The following is a 23,281-nucleotide window of genomic DNA, read 5'->3' on the forward strand; positions in this document are numbered from 1 at the left end:
CCGCCGGTGAACCACCACGGCTCAGAGCTGGGTGGGGGCGTGCTTCGTCAGGCCGTACTTCTCGGCGATGCTGTTCCACTGGCCCGACGCCTGGACCTTGGCCTTGCTCGCCACGCTGCTGCGCTCGGTGGCCTTCACCGTCTCGTTGGTCGACCTGGCCTTGCCGCCCTTGCAGACCTTCTTGTTGTTCTTGGCCTGCCCGGCCCACGCGGCGTAGTGGTCGTCGGCCGACGCGGACGCCTCCCACGCCCTGGTCAGTGAGGCGGTGAGCGCGGCGTGGTTCGGCAGCTTGTCCACCGTGAGGCCCTGGAGCCTGGTCACCAGATCACGGCGCTGCTGGGCCGCGCCCTTCAGATCGGTGGCCGCCTGGTCCAGCGCCTGGCACGACTTGATCTTCTCCACGGCGCCGATCACCGTCGAACGGCTGTTGTTGCTGTCGGCCAGCAGCTTGTCCAGCGCCTCCGCCTGCTGCTTGGCGGGGTCGGCGGCCTGGGTGCTCGGCTCGGCCGCCGGTGAACTCCCGGCGGCGACCGGCTGCTTGTCATCCTTCTTGTCGTCGTCGCCACCGCTCATCAGCGCGCCCGCGCCGAGCCCGATGACGGCACAGCCGACGACGACCGCGGCGATCAGGGGGATAGCCGCGGACCGCTTGCGCGGCGCGGGGCCGTCCGCGTGCCCCTGCGACGGCTCGTGCGGCCCCGGGCGGTACGGCTGCTGCCCTGCCTGCGGGGGCAACCCTCCGCCCTGCGGCTGCTGCTGACCCTGGTACTGCTGCTGCTGGTGCTGCGGCGGCGGCTGCTGTCGCGTGGCGTCGAAGTGCGGCATCTGCTGCGTGGCGCCCGCGGGCGCCTCGCTGCGGAACAGGTTGTCGAACTCCGCGGGCGGCTGCCGGTCCCCCGGCGCCCCGGGCCGGATCCCGTACGGCGCGCCACCGGGCACCGGCGGGATGTACTGCGTCGCGTCCGCGTCCCCCGGCTGGGCCGCCGGGCCGGACTGCGGCACCTGCCCCAGATACGCGGTGGACTCCGCGGAACGCTCGGGCGGCAGCCCTCCGCCGGACTGCCCGTCGTGGACGGGTCCGGCCCCGCCGGGAACGGGCGCGATGTACTGCGTGGCGTCCGCGTCCCCGCCCGGTATGCCCGCGCCCGGTATCCCCCCGCCCGGCACGGCCTCCGGCGGCAACGGCTGCGCGTAGGGCTGGGGCCGGCCCTGCGACGGCTGGGGCTGGTACGGACCCGGCTGCTGCGGGGGCTGCTGCTGGGGGACCTGCTGGTACGGCACCGGCTGCTGGGCCTGCTGGTACTGCGCGGGCTGCAACTGGTGGGGCTGAGGGCCCGCCTGCGGCTGCTGGTGCGGTGGTTGCTGCTGGTGCGGTGACTGCTGCTGGTGCGGTGACTGCTGCTGGTGCGACGGCTGCTGATACGGCCCCGGCTGCGCGGGCGGCAACGGCTGCGCCTGCGGGTGCTGCGCCTGCGGGTATCCCTGCTGCGCCTGCTGCCCCGGTGCCTGGGCGTCCTGGTGTGGAGGCCCGGCGGACTGCGGCCCCCAGGGCTGCCCCCATGGCTGCCCGCCCGCGGGCGCGGCCTGCTCGGCCGGGCCGCCCGCGTCGCCCCCCGGCGTCCAGGGGGCACCACCCTCCGCGGGCAGCACGACACCTTCGTGCGCGGGCCGTACAGCAGGGAGCTGCCGCTCGTCACCCTGTCCGCTCTGCGTCACCGGGACTCCTACGTGTAAACCTACGGAATCGTCGGCTCACGCTATCGGGTGGTCGCCCGCCTCCGCCAAGCGCGTGCTGCCGCTCACCGCCCCGCCCCCGCCGGGTAACACTCGACGCTCCTGAGACGCTGTTCATGGGCGACTTCCCGAATCCCCGGTTCAGGCCGTCGCCCGGGACACCGCTCAGGCCGCCTGGAGCTCCAGCCGCGCACCGAATTCCCGTACCGCGGCCTCCTCCCCGTACGGCATCAGCCGCTGCTGGAGGTCATCGAGATACTCCGCGCCCCGGCTGGAGCGCACCGTCCCCAGCAGCTCCATCGCGCGCATCCCCGTGTGGCAGGCCCGCTCCACATCGCGCTGCTGGACCTGAGCCGTGGCCAGCAGCACCAGGCCGATGCCACGACGCCGGTTCCGCGACTCCGGCAGGGCGGCCAGCGCCTCCTTCGCCCGGCGCGCGGCGGCCTCCGCCTGCCCCAGGTCGCGGTGGCAGTGCGCCAGTTCGTCCGCGAGGTACCCGGCGTCGAAGTGGGCGATCCAGTCCGGGTCGTCGCCGGTGTCCGGATCGGCGTGCTCCAGGGCGGCCAGCGCCCGGCCCGCCACCACCTGGCAGGTGCGGGCGTCCCCCAGCAGCGCGTGCCCCCTCGCCTCCGCCGCGTGGAACATCGCCTCCGCCCTCGGCGTCACCCGCCCCCGCGCCCCCTCCTGCGCCGCCCGCGCCAGCTGGGCGATCTCCCGGGGGTTGCCGAGCTGCGCGGCGAGGTGGCTCATCGACGCGGCCAGCACATAGCCGCCGTACGCCCGGTCCCCCGCGGCCTGGGCCAGGCGGAGCGCCTGGATGTAGTACCGCTGGGCGAGCCCCGGCTGGCCGGTGTCGACCGCCATGTACCCGCCGAGTTCGGTGAGTCGCGCCACAGCGCCGAACAGCTCCCGGCCGACGGTCTCGCGGTAGGCCCCCGAAAGCAGGCCGGAGACCACGCTGTTGAGGTAGTGGACCAGCACCGGCCGAACGTGCCCGCTGCCGAAGCGGTGGTCGAGGTCGACGAGGGCGGCCGTCATCGCCCGCACCGCCTCCACGTCCGCCATGCCGACCCGGGCCCCTGCGGTCCGGGCGACCTGTGGGTCGGCGCCCGTGATCAGCCAGTCCCGGCTGGGTTCGACCAGCGCGGAGGCGGCCACCGCCGAGCCGGTCAGCAGGTCGCGGCGGCCCACGTCGCTGCGCCACAGCTCACACACCTGCTCGATGGCGCCGAGGACGGTCGGCGCGAACTGCAGGCCGACGCCGGAGGCGAGGTTCTTGCCGTTGGCCATGCCGATCTCGTCGATCGTGACCGTACGGCCGAGCTTGCGGCCGAGCGCCTCGGCGATGATTCCCGGGGCCCTGCCCCGTGGTTGCTGGCCACGCAGCCAACGGGCCACGGATGTCTTGTCGTAGCGGAGGTCGAGTCCGCGTTCGGCGCCGACCATGTTGACGCGGCGCGCGAGGCCCGCGTTGGAACACGCGGCCTCCTGGATGAGTGTCTGAAGGCGTTCGTTCGGCTGACGGGCTACGAGTGGCCTGGCTGCCATGTGTCCCCCTGGATGGGCATAGATGGGTAAGCGATAAACGAATTCACTTTGGACAGTTGCGCGTTGATCAAAATTGCGCTGATCGGATGCGCCGTTTTCGATGAGGGGATCATTGCCCTGCGGATACTCAAGAAATGCGCATATTCCATCGGCATTCGGTACGAGCACGGCGAGTTGCTCAGTCCTGCATGGGGCTACCCACACAGTGACGCACCGCCGCACGCGCGCCCCCGCCCATGCATCCATGCGCCCCATTCGCGGTACCGATGCGCCGTGGCCCGCCGCATCGCGCCCGTAACCCCAGGTGGCGGCGGGAGTTGAGCTGTTCGTGGAAGATCCCATCGGAGTCACCCAAGCCGCCCAGATCCCCCGACAGCGAAGTGAGCAACTGCTCGACGCCGCGGTGCGTTACGCGGAGGAGCGCCACTGGGACGTGTTCCCGGGCACCTGGCTGGAGGCGGTGGACGGGCGGAACCGATGCTCCTGCGGGGACGACGGCTGCGCCGCTCCCGGCGCCCACGCCCCGCGTCCGGACTGGGCGGGCCAGGCGACCGGCAGCGCCGCGGCGGCCCGCCGGATGTGGTCCAAGCACCCCAGGGCCTCGGTCCTCCTGCCGACCGGCCGTACGTTCGACGTGCTCGACGTCCCGGAGTCCGCGGGGTTCCTCGCCCTGGCCCGGATGGAGCGGATGGATCTGACGCTCGGTCCGGTCACCTGCACCCCGGACCGCCGGATGATGTTCTTCGTGCTGCCGGGCGCCGCGGCCAAGGTCGCCGACCTGGTGCGGACGCTGGGCTGGAACGCCGAGTCCATCGACCTGACGGGCATCGGAGAGGGCCATTACGTGGCGGGCCCGCCGACCCGGGTCGGCGGGCGCGGGGCCGTCCAGTGGGCCTGCCGGCCCACCCCCGCCAACCGGTGGCTGCCGGACGCGGAGGAGCTGATCAGCCCGCTCGCCTATGCCTGCGCACGTGAAGCCGCGGATGCCCGGACGCGCCTTTCGTAAGGTGGTCCCCACCTATGGGGATATCGAAAGGCTGTGCCATGCCCGACCAGGCAGATGCACGAGAAACAGATACACAAGAAGAAAAGACCGACGCGCGGGACATACGGACGAGCGGGGCGGGCGGAACGCGCACGGCGCCGCCCGCCGTTCGTGTGCGGGGACTGTGGAAGCGGTTCGGGGATCAGGTCGCGGTGGCGGGCATCGATCTGGAGCTGCCCGCGGGCAAGTTCATCGGGCTGGTGGGGCCCAACGGGGCGGGAAAGACCACCACCCTGTCGATGGTCACCGGTCTGCTCCGGCCCGACATGGGGCAGGTCGAGGTGGCGGGCCACGATGTGTGGACGGACCCGGTCGAGGTGAAGTCCCGGATCGGCGTGCTGCCGGAGGGGCTGCGGCTCTTCGAGCGGCTGTCGGGGCGTGAGCTTCTCGCGTACACCGGACGGCTGCGCGGGCTGCCGGGGGACGAGGTGGACAAGCGGGCGGCCCAGTTGCTGGACGTACTGGATCTCGCGGGGTCCCAGCACAAACTGGTCGTGGACTACTCCACCGGCATGCGGAAGAAGATCGGGCTCGCCTCCGCGCTGCTGCACAACCCCGAAGTGCTCTTCCTCGACGAGCCCTTCGAGGGCGTCGACCCGGTGTCGGCACAGACCATCCGCGGGGTTCTGGAGCGGTACACCCGCTCCGGGGCGACCGTCGTCTTCTCCAGCCATGTGATGGAACTGGTCGAGTCGCTGTGCGACTGGGTGGCCGTCATGGCCGCGGGCCGGATCAAGGCGCGGGGCACCCTCGCCGAGGTGCGCGGCGACGCTCCCTCGTTGCAGAGCGCCTTCCTGGAGCTGGTCGGCGCGGGCGGCCGGGACACCGCGGACTCCCTGGACTGGCTGGGCGGTGCCCGATGAGCGTGCTCGACGCCCCGGCGGGTGCCGCGGCCCCGGCCGGCAGGGGCGAGAGCCTCGTCTCCGTCTTCGTACGGCTCAAACTGACGCTCCTGCGCAACGGGCTGCGGCAGTCCTCCGGACGGCGGGCCGCGTTCATCGCCTCCCTCGTCGTCACCCTGCTGCTCGCCGCGAGCCAGGTGCTCGGGCTGATCCTGCTGCGCGGCAACGAGCAGGTGGGCACCCTCGTCGTGCTGCTCACCGGGGTGGTGGCGCTCGGCTGGGCCGTACTGCCGCTGTTCTTCCCCAGCGGCGACGAGACCCTCGACCCGAGCAGGCTGGTGATGCTGCCGCTGCGGCCCCGCCCGCTGGTCCGGGCGCTCCTGGTGGCCTCGCTGGTCGGCATCGGCCCGCTGTTCACGCTCTGCCTGTTCCTCGGGTCGGTGCTTGCTCTGGCGCACGGGGCGGCGGCCGTGGTGTTCGCGGTGATCGCGGTCCCGCTGGCGCTGCTGATCTGTGTGGCGCTCGCCCGGTCCGTGGCCACGGCCAACATCCGGCTGCTGACCTCGCGCAAGGGCCGCGACCTGGCGGTACTGAGCGGTCTGGTGATCGCGGTGGGCATCCAGTTCGTCAACTTCGGGGCGCAGCGGCTCGGGCAGGCGGGCGGGCTCGGCGCGCTGGAACCGGCTGCGGACGTGGTGCGCTGGCTGCCCGCGGCCTCGGCGATCGCCTCGGTGGACGCCGCCTCGGACGGTGCGTACGGACCGGCACTCGCACAGCTGCTGATCTCGGTGGTGGCCCTGGGGGCGCTGCTGTGGATGTGGCAGCGGAGCCTGGTGAAGCTGATGACGGCACCGGACGGTTCGACGCTGGTCGCGGCGGAGCCCTCGCGCAAGGGGTCCGGCTCCGGACGCACGGGGCTCGCCGGGCTGCTGCCGGAGGGCCGCACGGCCACGGTGATGCAGCGCAGTCTGCGGTATGTGGCACGGGACCCGAAGACCAAGGCGGCCTGGGTGACGGCGCTGGCGATCGGGATGATCGTGCCGGTGCTCAACGCGTTGCAGGGGGCCGGTTCGGTCTACTTCGCGTGCTTCGCCGCCGGGATGCTCGGCATGCAGATGTACAACCAGTTCGGCCAGGACACCTCCGCGTTCTGGATGGTGGCCCTGTCGATCTCCTCGACCCGGGACGCGTACGTCGAACTGCGGGCGCGGGCCCTGGCCCTGCTGCTGATCACCCTGCCGTACACGCTTGTGGTGTCCGTGGTGACAGCGGCGGTGCTGGGCGACTGGCGTTCGCTTCCGGGGGTGGTGGGGCTGTCGTTCGCCCTGCTCGGCGCGATGCTGGCGACCGGCGCGCTGGCCTCCGCGACCTACCCGTACTCGATTCCGCAGGACGGCGCGTTCAAGAACGTGGTGCCGGGGCAGGGCGGGCTCGCCTGGATCTCGATCCTGGGCGGAATGGTGGCCTCGGCCCTGCTGGCGGCGCCGGTGATCGCCCTGACGGTCTGGATGCACGCGTCGGACCACCAGGACGCGCTGTGGCTGCTGGTACCGGTGGGCGCGGTGTACGGGGCCCTCATCGGCTGGGCCGGGCTGCGGCTGGCCGCCCCGCGCACGGCGGACCGGCTGCCGGAGATCCTGACAGCGGTCAGCAAGGGCTGACCGGGCGGTGAGCCGCCGGCGTGCGGTGAGCCGCCGCCGCGCCGGGGCCCGGTCGCCGTGCCGGGCCCTGCCGCCGGCTCGGGGCTACGGCGCCACCGGCTCCCGCTCGCCCCGGGAGTCCTCGGCCAGCTGCTCCAGGAACGGCTCCACCGCGGCACGCCAGCCCTCCGGCTGGTCGTAGTGGACGAGGTGTCCGGCGTCCGCCACCTCCGCGTACTGTCCGCGGGGCAGGACACGGACCATCTCCTGGGCCTCGGCCCGGCCCAGCTCCCCGTCCAGGCCGCGCAGCACGAGAACCGGGCACCGGACCTGCGCCAGCTCCTCCCAGTGCGCGTCGAAGACCCAGGTCGCCCGGGACTTGAGCATCTGGCGGCGGGAGAACACCGGGCGCCAGCCGTCCGCCCGCTCGGCCATCACCTCGGCGTAGAACTCACCGCGGGACGGGTTCGGCCGCTCCACCCAGGGATCGTCCTCCCCGAACCACTTCCGTACGTCGGCGAGGGTCGCGAAGGGGACGGGCCAGGAGTCGAACCAGTCGCCCCACTCCCGCTGGGAGGCGGCACCGATGGCGGAGGCCCGCATGTCGCAGATGACCAGGGCCCGGACGAGATCGGGGCGCTTGGCGGCGAGCTGCCAGCCGGTGAGGGCGCCCATCGCGTGCCCGATGACGGTGACGGGGCCGAGGCCCAGCTGCTCGACGGCGGCCTCGGCGTCGGCGACATAGGCGTCACGGGTGTACGGCCCGTCCGCGGGCTTCTCGCTGCGGCCGTGGCCCCGCTGGTCGAGGCCGACCGCGCGGTGCCGCTCGGCGAGCCAGCGGGCCGTGGCGGCCCAGTGGGAGGCCCGGCCCATCAGTCCGTGCAGCAGTAAGACTCCCGGCGCGCGCTCCGCCTCCGCGCGTCCCTTGGGCGGATCGGCGAACTCCCACGCCGCAAGACGTACACCGTGGGATCCGGTCACATCGATGCGCTTCACCACAGGCCCTGGCACCCCCTTCTGGTCCTCGATCACCGTATGGACGCGTCCCGCCAGACTATCGAACTCTTATTCGAAAACTGGGGTCCGCCATGCAACACCCCACGTTCGAGTGACCACCCCCGAGGATTGATGCCCGCCGCCGAGGGGAGATCTCCACCGGGGGGCGGGCCGCTCGGGGAAAACGGTCCGTAGGGAATGACCTTGAGAGCTCGGGGCTCCGGGTCAGCACTGGGGAGGACCGGCCCCGGCGCCCTCCGGCGCCGGGGCCGCCCCCTGTTCCGGAGGAGCCCGGCGCGCGCCTCCGAGCGCCCGGCCCGTTCCGTACGACAACGATGGCAAGCGGCAGCCGGGGCCGGTGCGCGACAAGGGCGTACGGGAGCGCGGCAGCCACCTTCCGGCGCACATGCCAGTACGACGGGCGCATTCCCTGCTCCCTCCCCGACCGCTCGGCCGAACCCGGCCGGCACCCTCAGGTCATATGCCTGGCCTCAGCCTGGCACGCGAGGCGCGCGGGCGCTGCAATTCCGGACGGAAAACAGAAAGCGGGCGCTACGGCTCGGCTGCCGTAACGCCCGCTTTCCCTGTTCCGCGCACCGCTCTGCGTACGCGGCACACACCGTTTCACGCGCCTCCGCCGCACACCGGGCGCATACGCGGGGCACGCGCCCCTCGCCAGCGCCCCCGTCGGCGCCCCCGGCGGCGCTCCGGTCACCGCCGGCCGGAGCGGCGCGTCAGCGCTTGGCGACGAACACGTGCGACGCGACCTCGGCGTCCAGCTCGGCCGCCTCCCCGCTGGAGCCGACGAGCACACCGCCGGGCGACTCCGTCACGCTGACCACGGAGCCGGGCTGTACGCCCGCCCGCCGCAGCGTGTACATCAGCTGGGCGTCGGTCTGGATCGGCTCCCCGATCCGCCGCACCACGACCGTCTTGCCCTCCGCCCCCGGGTCGAGGTCGGCCAGGCTCACCATGCCCTCGTCCAGGAACGGGTCGGCCTCGGCCTTCTCCCCCAGCTCCTCCAGGCCTGGGATGGGGTTCCCGTACGGGGACTCCGTGGGGTGCCGCAGCAGCTCCAGCACCCGGCGCTCCACGGCCTCGCTCATCACGTGCTCCCAGCGGCACGCCTCCGCGTGGACCTGCTCCCACTCCAGGCCGATCACGTCGACGAGCAGGCATTCGGCCAGCCGGTGCTTGCGCATCACGCGCGTCGCGAGCCTGCGGCCCTCGTCGGTCAGTTCCAGGTGACGGTCGCCCGCGACCTGCACGAGCCCGTCGCGCTCCATGCGGGCCACCGTCTGGCTGACCGTAGGACCGCTCTGGTCCAGCCGTTCAGCGATCCGGGCGCGCATGGGGACCACGCCTTCCTCTTCGAGTTCGAGGATGGTGCGGAGATACATCTCCGTGGTGTCGATCAGTCCGGACATACGTGCCCCTCGATGCTGTGACAAGAAAACGTCGTGCGATGGCCCTCCACCAATTCTGACGCATACCACCGACAACCGTGCCGCGCCGGCCGAAGGCCGTGTGGCCGAGCCTCGCGGGTGCTATTGACAGGCCGCTGGTCCAGACCGCAACGTGATCGGCGGCACGGACACCCCCACCCCGCCGAAAGGGCTCTCCCCGATGAGCGACAGCAAGCTGGCCGGTCAGTTCTTCGACGCTGCGATCGGCCTGTTGACGCGCGTGCGCGACGAGGAGTCCGACACCATCGCGGCCGCCGGCGCCGCCATCGCCGACACCGTGGCGGCGGGCGGCCGGCTCTTCGCCTTCGGCGCCGGGCACTCCTCCCTCGCCGCCCAGGACGTCGTCTACCGGGCGGGCGGGATGGCCCTGATGAACCCGCTCGTGGTGCCGGGCACGATGGGTGTCGATGTCATGCCCGCCACACTCGGCTCCGCGCTGGAGCGGGTGGACGGGCTCGCCTCGGCGGTGCTGGACTCCAGCCCCGCCGCCTCCGGCGACGTACTCGTGATCATCTCGCTCTCCGGGCGCAACTCGCTGCCCGTCGAGATGGCCCAGAACGCCCGCGCGCTCGGGCTGAAGGTCATCGGGGTCACCTCGGTCGCCTACACGGAGGGCACCCGCTCACGGCACGCCTCGGGCGGCTTCCTGCGCGACCACTGCGACATCGTGCTCGACAGCAAGATCGCGATCGGCGACGCGGAGCTGATGATCGACGGCGTCGAGGCGCCCTTCGCGCCCGCCTCCACGGTCGTCACCAGCGCGCTGATGCAGGCGATGATGGCCGCCGCCGCCGAGGCGCTGGTGGCCCGGGGGATCGAACCGCCGCTGCTGCGCTCGGGCAACGTCGACGGCGGCCACGAGTGGAACGGGCGGGTCATGACCGAGTACGCGGACCGGATCTTCTACCGCCACTGATTCCCGGAGCACCACCGACTGCCGGACCACCGCTGGTCCCCGGACCGCCGCCGGCCTCCGGCGGCCCACCACCGGGGCCCTGGCCTCCACCGCCGGCTGCCGGACCGCCGCCACCGCCGAGGCCCAGGCCCTCAGCGGTCGGCGGCGAGCAGCTGGTGCAGATCCACTGCGGACGCCACCCGGACCGCCACGCTCTCCGCGTACATCGCGTCCGGGCGTTCGAAGGCGACGCGGTTCGCCGCCCGCAGGAACGTCACCACGCCCAGGGTCCGCCCCCGGCTCCGGAGCACCGTGCACAGGGCGTGCGCCGAGTCCCGGGGCCACTGCCGTTCCACCGCCCACGCCCCGCCGCCCGCGTCCGCACCCGCGCTCGTCCGTACCGTGCCGACGCGGTCCACCGCCTGGAGGGCCGGGTGGCCGGGGCCGTAGCGCGCCGGGGCGGCACCCCCCGACACCGGAAGGCACGGGCCCGGCGCGTCGGCGGGTGTCGCGGCCGTCCGCACCAGCCGCTCCCCCGCCAGCAGGTCGACCAGCACATGGTCGGCGAACCCGGCGAGGGCGAAGTCCAGCGAGGACGTCGCGGCCTCCATCGGGTCCTCGCACTCGGAGGCCGCACGCGCGGCCCGGTGGAGCTGGTTGGCCCGGAAGCGCACCCGGTCCGCTTCCTGCTCGGCCAGCTTCGCCCGGGTCACATCCTGGAACAGCCAGCCCACCCCCAGCGGGACGGGCTCCTCGGTCAGCGGTGAGGCCAGCCGCACGAACCCGCTGCGCCAGCAGCGCCGGCGGTCCCCCTCAGCCGCCCGCAGGGTCACCCAGGTCTCGGTGGGGACGGCGGGGGCCCCCTCGGCGAGCACATGCTGCAACGCGCCCTCCAGGTCCTCGACGCCCTGGACGACGAGGTCGCCCAGCGGCCGTCCCAGCAGGGTCGTACGGCCACCGCCCAGCGCGCGTGCCGCGTAGGAGTTGAGGACGGTGGGCCGCAGATCCACGTCGACCAGGACCACACCCCAGGACGCGTCCTGGAACAGCGCCTCGCTGAGCGCGATCGACCGCTCCAGATCTATCTGGGCGTGGACCTCGCTGAACGCGCAGTACACCCCGGCCGGTTTCCCGTCCGCGCCGCGCACCCCGGCCGACTGGGTCCGTACGAGCACCCGGCCGCCGTCCTTGCGCAGCAGCGCGAATTCGTGCACCAGGCGCCCCGGCGCGGACATGGCGGCCATCAGCCTCCCCCGCACCTCGTCCGCGTCGGCCCGTCGCACGGCCCAGCCCGCGAATCCGGTCCGGCCCACCGCCTCGCCGGCGGACCAGCCGAGAATCCGCTCGGCCTCACGGTTCCAGTGGGTGATCGTGCCGCCCGCGTCGAACGCGCACAGGGCGGCGTCCATCCCGTCGAGCAGCGCGGCGAGCAGTTCGGACCCGGGGACCGCGACGCGGTCCGGGGCCGTCGGGGCCGCGCTCACGGGGTCCTCCTCCGGCCCGAGAGCGTCGGTGGTCCCACTGCTCCTGGAAGCACTCACTCCGTACCTCCCGCAGGACGTGTCGGCCCCTGGGGCCGCTCGTGTGGATCAGGTCGGGCCGGCGTGCCGCGCCCCGCTCCCCGGTCCGGCCCGGTCCCGGCGAAAGACCCGGGCCGCGCGTGGTGCCGCACGCATTACCGCACGTCACACCATTCAACTCGAACGTGACCCGGAGCACAGCCACTTCACCGAAATCCGGCCGACCCCTTCGGCTCCTCCCGGCGTCGGCGGGAGTTCACCCGCGGCACGGCGGAGCGTGCGCGGCACGTCACTCCGTGCGCATCGGGCGTCCCCGGCCCGGGGCGCGTTCACCGTGTCCGTGACGGGCAGGAGCCGTTCCGTGACACCCCTCCCCGCTCGGCGCATTAAATGGGTTGAGGCTCCCGGCGGGGTTTCCTAGGCTGAAGGCACACAAGAGAGGAGGTGTTCCGGAAGTGATTTATCTTCGGACTCGTGAGGTGGCTGCGGGCTGACGCCCGTTGTCGCGCTCTTGCAGTGCAGGCCGGTCATCGGCCAATCCCAAGCAGTCACCGACCCGCAGGCTCGCCGGTAAGTCCGGCCGGCCCCTCCGCAAGGAGGGACCAGAGCCTGCGGGTTTCTGCGTGTCCGGGGCCGCGCGCACGCCCCGTGTCCGGGGCCGCGCGCACGCCCTACGGGCAGAGCCGCTCCACCCGCCAGCCCGCGTCCTCGCGCACGTACCGCAGCCGGTCGTGCAGCCGGTTCTCGTGCCCCTGCCAGAACTCGATCGTGTCCGGGACGACCCGGAAGCCGCCCCAGTGCGGCGGGGCCGGGACCTTCTCGCCCTCCGGGTAGCGGGCGGCCAGGTCCTCGTAACGCGTGATGAGCTCCTGACGGGAGCCGATGACCGTGGACTGGGCACTGGCCCACGCGCCCAGCTGGGAGCCGTGCGGGCGGGTACGGAAGTAGGCGATGGTCTCCTCGCGGGAGACCCGGACCGCGCTGCCGGTGACGATGACCTGGCGGGCCAGCGGGTGCCAGGGGAAGAGCAGCGAGGCGTACGGATTCGCGGTCAGTTCGCGGCCCTTGCGGGACTCGTAGTTCGTGAAGAAGACGAAGCCGCGGGTGTCGTAGTGCTTCAGCAGCACCGTGCGCGAGGACGGGCGGCCCTCAGGGGTGGCGGTGGAGACCACCATGGCGTTCGGCTCGTGGAGCACGCCGCCCGCCGCGACCTGGCGGAACCAGCGGGCGAACTGGTCCATCGGGTCGGGGCTGAGGTCCTGCTCGACGAACTCCTGCGAACGGTACTGCTCGCGCATCGCCGCCGGATCAGTGGTGCAATCGGAACCGGGGGAAGGAACGGAGGCAGGAGCGGAGGAGGCAGCGGAGGGGGCCTTGTCGTCTCGTGTGGGCACGGGGTCATCCTGCCGCAGCGGGCAAGTGTGCCCGGCGAGGAGGGGTGGTAATCGCTCACCGTCGAAATGGGGTGCTGTGCCGGATGTCACGCTTCCCCGTGTCATCGGAACCCGCCAATATCTTGGGGCAGGCCCTTGTGGCCTTCATACAGCCACCACCCGCCGCCGAACTGAGGGAGCCGTCTGATGTCCGACTTCGTACCGGGACTAGAGGGAGTCGTCGCCTTCGAGACGGAGATCGCCGAACCCGACAAGGAAGGCGGCTCGCTCCGCTACCGCGGGGTCGACATCGAGGACCTCGTCGGCCAGGTGTCCTTCGGCAACGTCTGGGGCCTGCTGGTGGACGGGGCGTTCAACCCCGGTCTGCCGCCCGCCGAACCGTTCCCGATCCCTGTCCACTCCGGTGACATCCGGGTCGATGTGCAGGCCGCGCTGGCGATGCTCGCCCCCGTGTGGGGCCTGAAACCGCTGCTGGACATCGACGAGGCGACCGCCCGCGACGATCTGGCACGCGCCGCCGTGATGGCCCTGTCGTACGTCGCACAGTCGGCGCGCGGCCAGGGGCTGCCGATGGTGCCGCAGAACGAGATCGACAAGGCACGGTCCGTGGTCGAGCGGTTCATGATCCGCTGGCGCGGTGAGCCTGACCCCCAGCACGTCAAGGCCGTCGACGCCTACTGGACCTCGGCCGCCGAGCACGGCATGAACGCCTCCACGTTCACCGCCCGGGTCATCGCCTCGACGGGCGCCGACGTGGCGGCGGCGCTGTCCGGCGCGGTGGGCGCGATGTCGGGCCCGCTGCACGGCGGCGCGCCGTCCCGGGTCCTCGGCATGATCGAGGAGATCGAGCGCACCGGCGACGCGACGGCGTACGTGAAGAAGGCCCTGGACCGGGGCGAGCGCCTGATGGGCTTCGGTCACCGGGTGTACCGCGCCGAGGACCCCCGGGCCCGCGTCCTGCGCCGTACGGCCAGGGAGCTGGCCGCGCCGCGCTTCGAGGTGGCGGAGGCGCTGGAGAAGGCCGCGCTGGAGGAGCTGCACGCACGGCGCCCCGACCGGGTGCTGGCGACGAACGTGGAGTTCTGGGCGGCCATCGTGCTGGACTTCGCGGAGGTCCCGGCGCACATGTTCACGTCGATGTTCACCTGTGCCCGTACGGCGGGCTGGTCGGCGCACATCCTGGAGCAGAAGCGCACGGGCCGCCTGGTGCGCCCCTCGGCGACGTACATCGGTCCCGGGACGCGGAACCCGGCCGGGATCGCGGGCTTCGACCAGCTGGCGGACCTGGGCAACTGACCGCTCCCGCGCGGGCCGGGGCACCGGGCACCGGCCCCCTGGCACCGGGGCCGGGTGGGCCCGCGGGGATCCGTTCAGACCGACTCCAGGAGCGCCGTGTAGGCACCCTCGGCGCTCCTGCCCTCGGCGGTGCCCGCGGGCGTGTGGGCGAGGAAGTCCGCGGTCGATCCGTTGAGGACGAGCCGCCCGGCCGCGAGGACCGACACATGGTCGGCCTCCTCCGCGAGATCGGCGACGTCATGGGTGGACATCAGGATCCTGACGTCTTTCTTCAGGCCCGCCAGCAGGTCCCGGAAGACGCGCCGCTGGCGCGGGTCCATACCGGCCGTCGGCTCGTCGAGGAGCATCACCCTGGCCTCGTGCACAAGAGCGCAGGCCACGCCCACTCTGCGCAGCTGGCCCCCGGAGAGCCGGTCGGTCCGCTCCTCGGACAGTTCGCCGATCTCCACACGGTCCAGGGCCCGCGGGGCCCGCTCCCACGCGCCGCGCCGGTCCATGCCCTTGAGCCACCCCACGTACGCGACGTACTCCCGGACCGTGAGGGAGGGCAGGGGCGTGATGGTCTGCGGCATCCACGCCACCGCCCGGCGGTACTCCCTGGTCCGCGCGGACGCCCCGTCCAGGGTCACCGTCCCGCGGCAGGGCGGGGCGACCGCGGCGGCGAGCCTCAACAGGGTGGACTTGCCCGCGCCGTTGGGCCCCAGGAGGATCGTCAGCCCGTCCGGCAGCCGGAAGTCGAGATCCCGCAGTACGGGACGGCGGCGACGCCCGTACGCATAGGTGCAGGATTCCAGGACGACGGTCACGCGGGCCTCCGTGGGCAGAAGATGTGGAAGCCGATGCCGACGGCCAGCATCAGCACGGCCCCGGTGGTGGCGTACCAGGTATGGGCCGGTTCGAGCAGCACGGTCCACGGATAGGGGTCACCCGGGCCGCGCAGTCCGAACATGACGACCAGCAGCGGCCACACCGCGGGCATGAGCACGGCCGAGCTGCCGAACAACGCGCCGCACAGCAGGGTGAGTCCGGCGAGGAAGGCGGTGTTGCGGTCCAGGGTCCGGGCCGCCCGGGAGCCGGTCACCTCGGCCAGCGCGGAGCCGATCGGCCCCGCGAGCGCGACGACGCCGAGGGCCAGCAGGGCGTCGTACACGCGCACGGGCCGGACGCCGGAGTCCTCGGCCGGTCCGAGCCGCGAACCCAGGCAGTTGAACAGGACCGCCGTCAGGGCGAGCGGCACGAAGAGCATGGCCTGCGCGCCCTCCGAGGTGCCGAGCGAGATCGACGGCAGGGGCACCGGCCCGTCCTGGACCATCGCCGCCAGCAGGACGAACAGCAGCAGGCCGGCCGGCAGATGGGTATGGACCCGGCGGGCCTTGAACCACCACATCACGCCGCCCGCTCGCAGGCGGCGGCCACCGTGCGCCGGAACCAGCCCGTCTGGTCCCGCACGCTCATTCCGAGCACCTCGTCCACCCGCGTGCGCAGCGCGTCACGGCTGCGGGCGGTGAAGTCGGGCTCGGCCGCGAGGCGCCAGAGGTAGGTGTCCCCCTCCCCGACCTTCACGGACACCCAGTAGTACGCCTGCCGGGCGAGGCCGGTCGCCGGATCCTCGCAGGTGAAACGGACCGCCGCACGGGCCACTTGGTAGCGCGCGGTGCCGGGCGCGAGAGGAATGTGCCACGCGGTCGCGGTGGACGGCTCCGGGTACCGGATCGCGGTGAAGGAGTCGGTGATCGTGGCCGGCCGGGCCTCGATCTCCGCCGCCCGGAGCACCTTCAGGGTGCTGTCCACGTCCTCGCTCAGGGCGGGGAGCGCCCCGGCGCGGGCGGACGGCAGGCAGATACGGGGCTTCTCGCCCGCGCACGACACCGGCCCATGGCCCATGCTCCGCGGAGCCACGTAACTCCAGTCCTTGACCAGGGTGTACGCCCCGCCGACGCCGCCCATCGCCACCGCTGCCGCGAGCGCCGACCGCAGCCAGGGGCGGCGCGGTCCCGACCAGAGCAGGACAACGGCCGTGCAGAGGCCGAGCGCGATCAGGAGCGGGGCCGCGAACGAGGACACCGTGGGCAGCTCGCCGAACATCAGCTTGCCCGAGAGGAGTCCGGTGAGATGCCGGGGCCAGGGGAGCGTCAGGGCCACGGACCAGCCGACGAACAGGAAGTCGACGACCGCGATCACCGGCACGGCCGCGATGTGCCGTACCCCGACCCCCCAGGCGAAGCCGATCACCGCGTGGGCGGCACAGAGCAGCATGGCGAAGGCGACGAGCCCGATCCCCGCCGCGTCGGGGGGAGTCCGCTTCTGGACCAGACCGCACAGCGTGGGCAGGACCAGGATCAGCCAGGCCAGCACGACCACGGGGACGAGGCTGTGGGCGGCGATGGTGTAGCGGGAGCGTACGGCGCCCCACTGCCACAGGTCCGACTTCCCCAGCTTGCGCGCCTCCCAGGCACCGAGCGCCGCCGCCACCGCGTAGGCCACGGGTGTCAGGTTCCGCAGCACCGCGTCGATGACGGTGGGGGCGTAGCCGAGGGGATCCAGACGCAGATCGTCCTGGATGTCGGTGAGGTAGTAGGCCAGCATGAGCAGCAGGACGACGGGCGCGACCCAGATCGCGCTGCTCGACCGGATTCGGGTGAGTGCTCTCAACGGTTTCCTCGTGGCGGCTTCGGGACGGGCCGAGGCGCGGCGCCCCCGCAGGGACACCGCGCCTCGGCGAGGAATTCAGCTGTCGGCCTTGGTGGTGTCCACGTTCACCTTGCCCACATGCAGCAGGCAGCAGCTGCCGCCCTGGCCGATCCTGTCGGCCTCGAAGAAGAAGTCGGGCTCCGACGGAAGTCCCGTCCACTCGCCGCTGCTCGTCGAGGAGCCGCTGTTGAAGCAGGCGGTGAAGGTCTTCTTGCCGTAGTAGTCATTGGCCGTGAGCGCGTCGTAGTCCCAGAGTTTGACGACCACGCGCTTCTTCGTGGCGTTCTCCGCCTGGCATCCGGTGAAAAGGATCTGGCTGTAGCCTCCGTCGGCCCATTTCGTCTTGGATGTCTCGCCGTCCGTCCAGGAGTGGATGTGGCTCGTCCAGTTCGCCCAGGCTCCGGGGGCCGTCGCCAGCACCGCGGCGGCCGCGAGACCGATCACTGTCGAAACACACTTGGAAATTCCCACACGCATTCGAATTCCCCCTGTTCGATCCGCCGGCACCACGCCCCCATAAAGCGTGACCATGACCGGGCGGGACACACAGAGGTTAACGAGTGGTCATCTTAGGGTCAATGTTCTTGAAGTTCATGCACCGTAATGAACATTGAATTCGCACGAGTGTTTCCGGCGTTCGGAAAGTACTGGCCGGATCAGTTCCTTTGAGTAGCCGAATTCGATTTGTCCGCCCTCAGGGAAAGGGAATTCCTTGAATGGCGGACGAAAGCCGAGGATCCATCGGCGTGTCCGGCCACGGCGCCCGGTGACGGTGGTCAGTTCCCCGGCAGCCAGTACTCCAGCACCACGGTGAGCCGGGCGACCCGGTCGGTGTCGACGCGGGACACCCCTTCGGCCACCCTCCGGCCGATGCCCGCGGTCGGCTGTTCGCGTTCCAGGTCACGCAGTTGTCCGGAGGTCAGAAGTCCGGCGGCGAGGTGCCAGGTGAAGGGTTCGAAGGAGTGCCGAACGTCGGGTGTTGGCTTGATCATGGTCCCCACATTTCACTCGGAAGCCGTAGGTGATCCCTGTATCTACCCCGGCCGATAACCGCCGGCCCGAGACCGGGTATCCGAGCTTCCGTTCGGAGAACGACTGCTCTCCTCGCTTTCCGATGAACCAGGGGAATCAAGCCATTCGTTCAAAGCCGGACCGCGTCCCCCGCGGCACTCCGGAGGCCGAGAAGAACCGTTTCGCACGGCGCTCACCGGGCATGCCACCGGGAGATTCCCCGGGCGGGCACTTCAGGCCCGATTCAGCGATATCTCAGCCGTGAGGAAGGTAATCCCTTGCTGATCTGCGGTGTCAAGGTCTCACACGACGGCGGTCTCGCGGTCATCGACGGAAACCGTCTGGTCTTCAGTATCGAGACGGAGAAGATCGGCAACGATCGGCGCTACAGTCCGCTCGGGGATCTCAGCCGGGTGCCGGACATCCTCAGGTCCGAGGGAATGGAGCCCGAGGACATCGACCGCTTCGTCGTGGACGGCTGGCGGACGGCCGGCGAGAACCCGTGGACCGTGCCCACGTCCCGGAACGGAGATCCCCTCGCCCTGCCGGTGGCGCCGTACGTCGATGGTTTCCTGTCGCCGGACCCGCTGCACCGCTACACCTTCACGGATCACGACTTCGGCAAGAGCACCTCCGGCTACGCCAGCTACCACCATGTGGCGAACCACCTGCTCGGCGCCTACTGCTCCAGCCCCTTCGCCGCGCGGGGCGATGACACTCTCGCCCTGGTGTGGGACGGGGGCATCACGGCCAGACTGTACGAGATCTCGTCCCGGGGGCGGTCCGTGCGGCCCGTGGCCGGCCTGCTGCCCTTCCGCGGAAACGTGTTCGCGTTGTTCTGTTCCCAGTTCGGGCCCTTCCGTGCGGACACCTCGCAGTTCGATTTCGCCACGCACGTGGACGCGGACGCGGATCACTACCGCTCGATCGCCGGAAAGGCGATGGCCTACGCGGCACTGGGCCAGGTCGAGCAGGACGCGTTCCCGGTTCTCGACACCCTCCTCGCGGAGATGCCGGAGGCGGCCGGGGAGAGAGGCCTCGCCCTGGGCCGGCGGCTGGCCGCCGAGCGCGCGCATCTCCTTCCGGGCCTGTCGGACGCCGACCTCGTCGCGACCTTCCAGGAGTATCTGAGCCGCGCCCTCGTATCCGCCCTGACAGCCGTGGTGCACGACGGGCACCGGGGCCGGCGTCCGCGTCTCGTCATGGCCGGCGGCTGTGCGCTCAACATCAAATGGAACTCGGCGATCCGGGCAGCCGGGCTCTTCGAGGAGATCTGGATCCCGCCGTTCCCCAATGATTCCGGCGCCGCCATCGGCACCGCCTGCTGCGAGATGGTCAGCACCACGGAGCATCACTCGCTCGTCTGGGACGTCCGCGGCGGCCCCCGCCCCGGGCCCGTCGGGACCCTGCCGGAGGGGTGGCGCGTACAGGACTGCGACGAACGCCGGCTGGCCGGACTGCTGCACACCGACGGGTCCCCTGTCGTCGTCCTCTCCGGCCGGGCGGAGCTCGGGCCCAGGGCGCTGGGAAGCCGCAGCATCATCGCCCCGGCCACCGACGCCGGGACCAAGGACCTGCTCAACACGATGAAGGACCGGGCGGCCTACCGGCCGGTCGCGCCGGTCTGTCTCGCACACCGGGCGAGTGAGGTGTTCGATCCGGGCGGCGACGACCCGTTCATGCTCTTCGACCACCGAGTACGTCCGCAGTGGGCGGGCCGCGTTCCGGCGGTCGTCCACCTCGACGGCACCGCCCGGCTCCAGACGGTCAGCTCCGCCTCCGACAGCGCCATCGCCCGGATCCTCACGGCGTACGAGGAACTGACCGGCATCCCCGTCCTGTGCAACACCAGTGCCAACGGCAACGGACGCGGCTTCTTCCCGGACGTCGCCTCGGCCGCCGAATGGGGCCGGGCCCGCTACATCTGGGCGGACGGCCGGCTCTACACCCGTCCGGAGAAGACCGGGCACTGAGGACACCCGGCACCCGGCACCCTGCGGAGACGGCCGCAGAGGTCCGCGGACCGGTCCCGGGCCGCCCGGCCCTCCCCCGCTCCCCGGCGAGGCGCCGCCCCTCAGCCCAGCGCCTCGTCCAGCACCGCCGCCCACTGCGCGACGACGCGCTCGCGGCGGGCGGTGTCGTCGGTGAGGAGGTTGGCCAGGCCCAGGCCCCGGGCCATGTCCAGGAGACCCTGGACCGTCTCGCGCACGCCGGGGCGGGTCTCGTCCGCGCCCAGGAGGTCCACGGCGATGCGGTGGGTCTCGCGGCCCACCCGGGCTTCGAGTTCGGTGACGCGGGGGCGGAGCTGGGCCTCGTTGGAGGCGGCCACCCAGAGGTGGAGCGCGGCGCGGAAGAGCGGTCCGGTGTACAGGCCGACCAGGGCCGCGACGATCTCCCCGCGGCCCTGGGCGGGCAGTGCGCGCAGGGCGGCGGAACGCTCCTCGGCGACGTACTCCACGGCTCCGGTGAACAGGTCCTCGCGGGTGGGGAAGTGGTGCTGGGCCGCGCCGCGCGAGACTCCGGCGCGTTCGGCCACCACGGAGACGGTGGAGCCCGCCCAGCCGTGTTCGGCCAGGCAGGCGACCGCCGCTTCCAGGAGCCGCTGCCGGGTGGCCCGGCTGCGGTCCTGTTTGGGGGTGTTGGGGGTCTTGGGGGGTGTCACCACACCCATGCGGGGTCCCGTCGTTCGAGGAAGGCCGTCATCCCCTCCCGTGCCTCGGCGGAGGCGAAGAGCGCTGCCGAGCGGGCGATGAGGTCTTCGGCGTGCTGGTCGAAGCTCTGCAGAACCGTAGCCGTGACCAGCTCCTTCGACGCCATCAGCCCCTGCGGCGAGGCCCTGCGCAGTCCGTCCAGTACGGGTACGAGTGCCTTGTCGACGTCCTCGTCCGCCACCGTGACGAGGCCGATGCGGGCGGCCTCGGCCGCGTCGAAGCGTTCCCCGGTGAGGAAGTAGCGGCTCGCGGCGGCCCGGTCGAGACGGGGCAGCAGGGGCAGGGAGATGACGGTCGGCGCGAGGCCCAGCCGGGACTCGGTGAGCGCGAAGCTCGCGCCGGGACCGGCCACCGAGATGTCGCAGGCCGCCAGGAGGCCGAGACCGCCGGCCCGGACGTGTCCGGTGACCCGTGCCACGACGGGCTTGGGGAGCGCGATGACACCGCGCATCAGGGCGACGAACGCGGCCGGGTCGGGCGGGGACTTGAGGTCGGCGCCCGCGCAGAAGGTGTTGCCGGTGTGGGTGAGGACGACCGCCCGTACCGAGTCGTCGGCCGCGCACCTCTCCAGCGCCGCCGACAGGTCGCCGACGAGCCGCGCGGAGAGCGCGTTGCGGTTCGCCGGCGCGTCCAGGGTGAGGGTGGTGATGCCCCGGTCGTGGGCGGGCGCGGTCAGAGCCCCGTGCGTCATGCGGTCGTTCCCTTCTCTCGGTCGCGCAGTTCGCGCCTGAGGATCTTCCCCGACGCGGCGCGCGGTACGGCGTCGATGAACTCGGCCCGCCGGACCTTCTTGTACGGGGCGACGCGCTCGGCGACGTACGCCATGACGTCCTGCGCTGTGAGGGCCTCGGCGGCGGGTGACGGTCTGCGGACCAGATACGCCTTGGGGACCTCGTTGCCGTCCTCGTCGTACACCCCGATGACGGCCGCGTCCGCGAGGTGCTCATGGCCCAGCAGCAGGGCCTCCAGCTCGGCGGGGGCGACCTGGTAGCCCTTGTACTTGATCAGCTCCTTGACCCGGTCGACGACGAACAGCCAGCCGTCCGCGTCGACCCGGCCGATGTCCCCGGTGTGCACCCAGCCCTCCGCGTCGATCATCCCGGCGGTGGCCTCCGGGCGGCCGAGGTAGCCCTTCATCACCTGGGGGCCCCGGATGAGGACCTCCCCGACGGTCCCGGCGTCCGCGTCCCGGCCCGGTTCGTCGAGGGACACGATCCGCATCTCGGTGCTGGGCAGCAGCTTCCCGACGGAGCCGGGCGGCGGGTTCCCGGCGGACAGCGGCACCACATGCGTACCGGGCGACAGTTCCGTCATCCCGTACGCCTGACGGACGGGCAGTCCCAGCCGCTCGGCGCAGGCGGAGGCGAGCGCGGCGTCCAGCGGGGCGGCGGAACTGACGATGTAGGCGAGCGACGACAGGTCGTACTGGTCCACCACCGGGTGCTTGGCCAGCGCCAGCACGATCGGCGGCGCCACGAACAGGCCGGTGATCCGCTGCTCCTCGATCACGGAGAGGAAGTCCACGAGGTCGAAGCGCGGCAGCACGACGACCGTGGCACCGCTGCGCAACGGGGCGTTCATCAGCGCGGTGAGGCCGTAGATGTGGAAGAAGGGGAGCACGGCGAGGATGCGGTCGCCGGGGCCGGAGGGAACGAGCGGACGCAGCTGCTCCAGATTGGTCGCGATGGAGCGGTGCGTGAGCATGACGCCCTTGGGAGCGCCGGTGGTGCCCGAGGAGTACGGGAGGGCCGCCACGTCCTCACCGGGCTCGAAGGCGATCCGCGGTTCGGGGGCGGTGGAGCCCGCCATGTCCTGGACGGAGCGATGGCCCTCGGCCCGGTCGCAGACGAATATCTCCTCGACCCCGCCCGCGAGTGCGGCGGCCCGGCGGGCGGCTTCGAGGAGCGGGGACACGGTGACGATCCAGCGGGCACCGGAGTCGCGCAGCTGCTTGGCGAACTCCTCGGCCGTGGCGAGCGGGTGGACCGTGGTGACGGAGGCACCGGCGCGCGTGGCCCCGTAGAAGACGGCGGGGTAGGCGATCGTATTGGGGCTGTGCAGCGCCAGGACGTCGCCCTTGCGGAGTCCGGACTCGGCGAGGGCGGCGGCGACGCGCCGGTGGAAGCCGTCGAGCTGGGCGTAGGTGAGCGTGGCGCCGTTCGTCCCGTCGACAAGGGCGACGGTGTCGCCGAACCGCGCGGCCTCCCCCAGGACCGCTTCGTGGATGGGTGTGTCGAGGGCCTGGACATCTGCGTACTCGCTGCGGAACACCATGGCGGTCCCCTGAGGTCGTGGTGTGGCCGGATCGGCGCCCCCGTGCCGTGGAGCGGGCGGGGGCGCCGTACGGAGGTGGAGAGGCGGGCCGGTGCGGACCGGCCGGGAGCCGGACCGACCGGCACATGGGGGGCGACGTCGCCCCCCATGTGCCGGTCGGTCCCAGAATCGCCTGTGGCAGCAGGGCTTGGGGAGACTCCGGACCGAACCCGTGCGCC

20 protein-coding genes are annotated in these 23,281 nt (G+C 72.1%); 6 read left to right on the forward strand and 14 right to left on the reverse strand.

Going from position 1 to position 23,281, the window contains the following annotated elements; genetic code table 11:
• Positions 1-21 precede the first annotated feature (21 nt).
• Positions 22-1,716, reverse strand: a complete 1,695-nt coding sequence (locus ABT170_RS34215) for a hypothetical protein (protein WP_351874051.1) — start codon at positions 1,714-1,716, stop codon at positions 22-24.
• A 183-nt stretch (positions 1,717-1,899) separates the two neighbouring features.
• Positions 1,900-3,282: an NsdA family TPR-like regulatory protein gene (locus ABT170_RS34220; RefSeq protein ID WP_329942469.1), complete on the reverse strand. Its 1,383-nt coding sequence runs from the start codon at positions 3,280-3,282 to the stop codon at positions 1,900-1,902.
• 328 nt (positions 3,283-3,610) lie between these two features.
• Here ABT170_RS34220 and ABT170_RS34225 point away from each other — a divergent pair, with 328 nt between their 5' ends.
• From ABT170_RS34225 to ABT170_RS34235, 3 genes are read left to right on the forward strand one after another with little or no spacing between them, the layout of a single operon-like run.
• The gene (locus ABT170_RS34225; protein WP_329942470.1) at positions 3,611-4,288 is read left to right on the forward strand and encodes a bifunctional DNA primase/polymerase; all 678 of its coding nucleotides are present in this window, start codon (positions 3,611-3,613) and stop codon (positions 4,286-4,288) included.
• A gap of 38 nt (positions 4,289-4,326) precedes the next feature.
• On the forward strand, positions 4,327-5,190 hold the full coding sequence (locus tag ABT170_RS34230; protein WP_329942471.1) for an ABC transporter ATP-binding protein: 864 nt from the start codon (positions 4,327-4,329) through the stop codon (positions 5,188-5,190).
• The gene (locus tag ABT170_RS34235) at positions 5,187-6,830 is read left to right on the forward strand and encodes a transporter (RefSeq protein ID WP_351874056.1); all 1,644 of its coding nucleotides are present in this window, start codon (positions 5,187-5,189) and stop codon (positions 6,828-6,830) included. Before ABT170_RS34230 ends, ABT170_RS34235 begins: the two co-directional genes overlap by 4 nt.
• Positions 6,831-6,914: 84 nt before the next feature.
• Here the strand turns inward: ABT170_RS34235 and ABT170_RS34240 are convergent, their stop codons facing one another.
• Complete coding sequence (locus ABT170_RS34240) at positions 6,915-7,808, reverse strand: alpha/beta fold hydrolase (RefSeq protein WP_329942473.1); 894 nt, start codon at positions 7,806-7,808, stop codon at positions 6,915-6,917.
• Positions 7,809-8,539: 731 nt separating this feature from the next.
• Positions 8,540-9,232: an iron-dependent transcriptional repressor DtxR gene (locus tag ABT170_RS34245; RefSeq protein ID WP_266931968.1), complete on the reverse strand. Its 693-nt coding sequence runs from the start codon at positions 9,230-9,232 to the stop codon at positions 8,540-8,542.
• 199 nt (positions 9,233-9,431) lie between these two features.
• On the opposite strand from ABT170_RS34245, the gene ABT170_RS34250 reads away from it, so the two are divergent.
• On the forward strand, positions 9,432-10,187 hold the full coding sequence (locus ABT170_RS34250) for an SIS domain-containing protein (RefSeq protein ID WP_329942474.1): 756 nt from the start codon (positions 9,432-9,434) through the stop codon (positions 10,185-10,187).
• Positions 10,188-10,318: 131 nt separating this feature from the next.
• Here the strand turns inward: ABT170_RS34250 and ABT170_RS34255 are convergent, their stop codons facing one another.
• Together ABT170_RS34255 and pdxH are read right to left on the reverse strand one after the other, a co-directional pair.
• A complete protein-coding gene (locus ABT170_RS34255; RefSeq protein WP_351874061.1) occupies positions 10,319-11,707 on the reverse strand; it encodes a PAS domain-containing protein in 1,389 nt (462 codons plus the stop codon).
• A 650-nt stretch (positions 11,708-12,357) separates the two neighbouring features.
• Positions 12,358-12,984: a pyridoxamine 5'-phosphate oxidase gene (pdxH, locus tag ABT170_RS34260; RefSeq protein WP_351874064.1), complete on the reverse strand. Its 627-nt coding sequence runs from the start codon at positions 12,982-12,984 to the stop codon at positions 12,358-12,360.
• Positions 12,985-13,266: 282 nt separating this feature from the next.
• Between pdxH and ABT170_RS34265 the strand changes: the two genes are divergently transcribed.
• The gene (locus ABT170_RS34265; RefSeq protein WP_329942477.1) at positions 13,267-14,376 is read left to right on the forward strand and encodes a citrate synthase 2; all 1,110 of its coding nucleotides are present in this window, start codon (positions 13,267-13,269) and stop codon (positions 14,374-14,376) included.
• 74 nt (positions 14,377-14,450) lie between these two features.
• Here the strand turns inward: ABT170_RS34265 and ABT170_RS34270 are convergent, their stop codons facing one another.
• From ABT170_RS34270 to ABT170_RS34290, 5 genes are all read right to left on the reverse strand, one after another.
• Positions 14,451-15,182 carry an ABC transporter ATP-binding protein gene (locus ABT170_RS34270; protein WP_351874068.1) on the reverse strand — a complete coding sequence of 244 codons (732 nt, stop codon included), beginning with the start codon at positions 15,180-15,182 and terminating at the stop codon, positions 14,451-14,453.
• Entirely contained in the window at positions 15,179-15,763 is a 585-nt protein-coding gene (locus ABT170_RS34275; RefSeq protein ID WP_329942479.1) for a hypothetical protein, read from the reverse strand. The genes ABT170_RS34270 and ABT170_RS34275 overlap by 4 nt, the downstream gene beginning before the upstream one ends.
• Positions 15,763-17,028, reverse strand: coding sequence for a hypothetical protein (locus ABT170_RS34280; RefSeq protein ID WP_351874071.1), 1,266 nt, complete (start codon positions 17,026-17,028; stop codon positions 15,763-15,765). The genes ABT170_RS34275 and ABT170_RS34280 overlap by 1 nt, the downstream gene beginning before the upstream one ends.
• 75 nt (positions 17,029-17,103) lie before the next feature.
• The gene (locus ABT170_RS34285) at positions 17,104-17,511 is read right to left on the reverse strand and encodes a hypothetical protein (RefSeq protein WP_351874074.1); all 408 of its coding nucleotides are present in this window, start codon (positions 17,509-17,511) and stop codon (positions 17,104-17,106) included.
• Between the two features lie 332 nt (positions 17,512-17,843).
• Positions 17,844-18,059: a hypothetical protein gene (locus ABT170_RS34290; RefSeq protein ID WP_351874076.1), complete on the reverse strand. Its 216-nt coding sequence runs from the start codon at positions 18,057-18,059 to the stop codon at positions 17,844-17,846.
• Positions 18,060-18,356: 297 nt separating this feature from the next.
• Here ABT170_RS34290 and ABT170_RS34295 point away from each other — a divergent pair, with 297 nt between their 5' ends.
• Complete coding sequence (locus tag ABT170_RS34295) at positions 18,357-20,051, forward strand: carbamoyltransferase N-terminal domain-containing protein (RefSeq protein WP_351874079.1); 1,695 nt, start codon at positions 18,357-18,359, stop codon at positions 20,049-20,051.
• Between the two features lie 101 nt (positions 20,052-20,152).
• Here ABT170_RS34295 and ABT170_RS34300 read toward each other — a convergent pair whose 3' ends face one another.
• From ABT170_RS34300 to ABT170_RS34310, 3 genes are read right to left on the reverse strand one after another with little or no spacing between them, the layout of a single operon-like run.
• Entirely contained in the window at positions 20,153-20,749 is a 597-nt protein-coding gene (locus tag ABT170_RS34300; RefSeq protein WP_329942484.1) for a TetR/AcrR family transcriptional regulator, read from the reverse strand.
• A complete protein-coding gene (locus tag ABT170_RS34305; RefSeq protein ID WP_329942485.1) occupies positions 20,737-21,480 on the reverse strand; it encodes an enoyl-CoA hydratase family protein in 744 nt (247 codons plus the stop codon). Before ABT170_RS34305 ends, ABT170_RS34300 begins: the two co-directional genes overlap by 13 nt.
• Entirely contained in the window at positions 21,477-23,063 is a 1,587-nt protein-coding gene (locus ABT170_RS34310) for a 4-coumarate--CoA ligase family protein (protein ID WP_351874082.1), read from the reverse strand. Before ABT170_RS34310 ends, ABT170_RS34305 begins: the two co-directional genes overlap by 4 nt.
• Between the last annotated feature and the right edge of the window lie 218 nt (positions 23,064-23,281).

The organism is Streptomyces sp. NPDC001787, assembly GCF_040297465.1.
In the GTDB taxonomy this organism is placed as follows: Bacteria; Actinomycetota; Actinomycetes; order Streptomycetales; family Streptomycetaceae; genus Streptomyces.

What these genes read in the sequence shown, in the direction of transcription:
- ABT170_RS34250 (WP_329942474.1), top strand. Translation starts at nt 9,432, where the DNA reads ATGAGCGACAGCAAGCTGGCCGGTCAGTTCTTCGACGCTGCGATCGGC.
- ABT170_RS34310 (WP_351874082.1), bottom strand. Translation starts at nt 23,063, where the DNA reads ATGGTGTTCCGCAGCGAGTACGCAGATGTCCAGGCCCTCGACACACCC.
- ABT170_RS34305 (WP_329942485.1), bottom strand. Translation starts at nt 21,480, where the DNA reads ATGACGCACGGGGCTCTGACCGCGCCCGCCCACGACCGGGGCATCACC.
- ABT170_RS34245 (WP_266931968.1), bottom strand. Translation starts at nt 9,232, where the DNA reads ATGTCCGGACTGATCGACACCACGGAGATGTATCTCCGCACCATCCTC.
- ABT170_RS34235 (WP_351874056.1), top strand. Translation starts at nt 5,187, where the DNA reads ATGAGCGTGCTCGACGCCCCGGCGGGTGCCGCGGCCCCGGCCGGCAGG.
- ABT170_RS34230 (WP_329942471.1), top strand. Translation starts at nt 4,327, where the DNA reads ATGCCCGACCAGGCAGATGCACGAGAAACAGATACACAAGAAGAAAAG.
- ABT170_RS34290 (WP_351874076.1), bottom strand. Translation starts at nt 18,059, where the DNA reads ATGATCAAGCCAACACCCGACGTTCGGCACTCCTTCGAACCCTTCACC.
- pdxH (WP_351874064.1), bottom strand. Translation starts at nt 12,984, where the DNA reads ATGCGCGAGCAGTACCGTTCGCAGGAGTTCGTCGAGCAGGACCTCAGC.
- ABT170_RS34265 (WP_329942477.1), top strand. Translation starts at nt 13,267, where the DNA reads ATGTCCGACTTCGTACCGGGACTAGAGGGAGTCGTCGCCTTCGAGACG.
- ABT170_RS34300 (WP_329942484.1), bottom strand. Translation starts at nt 20,749, where the DNA reads ATGGGTGTGGTGACACCCCCCAAGACCCCCAACACCCCCAAACAGGAC.
- ABT170_RS34275 (WP_329942479.1), bottom strand. Translation starts at nt 15,763, where the DNA reads ATGTGGTGGTTCAAGGCCCGCCGGGTCCATACCCATCTGCCGGCCGGC.
- ABT170_RS34220 (WP_329942469.1), bottom strand. Translation starts at nt 3,282, where the DNA reads ATGGCAGCCAGGCCACTCGTAGCCCGTCAGCCGAACGAACGCCTTCAG.